Genomic DNA, 616 nt, shown 5'->3' with positions numbered 1-616 from the left:
ACAGCAACCGCGTACAAAGTGTATCGCAATCAGATGGCACAGTATTAACCATTGGCTATGAAGCACACAATGGCGACTATCGAGTAAAAAGCCTCATCGATGGTGAAGGCAATCAAACCCTATACAACTATGTGAGTACCACACATACTCGTGTGACCATAGGTGGGGCGCAGGTTGATTACCATTTTGATGCAGAAAAGCGCTTAACCTCAGTGGAGCGAGTTGACAATCACCAAATCGTTAAACAAGAGTATGGCTATAACACGGCGGGCCGATTACACAGTGTGACCAATGGATTGGGCCATCAAACGCAGTACGGGTATGACAGTGAAGGTAATTTAACATTAGAAGTGGATGCTGACGGCGTCACGATAACGCGGGCCTATAACAGCAATAACCAGCTGATCAAAGAACAAATAGGCACAGACAGCACGGTGTATGTGTACGATACACAACAGCGCTTACGTTTTAAGTTAGATGCAGAGAACCGCCTAGTTGAATACCGTTATAACATATTAGGTCAGCGAGTGAGTCAGCATCAATACACCGATGCAACGTATAGCAGCAGTGATCACAGTGTTGCCGCGTTAGAAGGGTTTGCAGCATCTCAAAAAGC

General features: G+C 45.8%; 1 protein-coding gene. It reads left to right on the top strand.

The features are described from left to right. On the top strand, positions 1-616 hold a 616-nt coding region (locus J8L98_RS24535; RefSeq protein WP_210998671.1), incomplete at both ends, for an RHS repeat domain-containing protein.

It is taken from the genome of Pseudoalteromonas sp. MMG013, assembly GCF_018100885.1.
GTDB classification, from domain to species: Bacteria; Pseudomonadota; Gammaproteobacteria; order Enterobacterales; family Alteromonadaceae; genus Pseudoalteromonas; species Pseudoalteromonas aurantia.
Note: the sequence above shows the minus strand (reverse complement) of the source record. Positions and strands in the feature narration are given on the sequence as shown.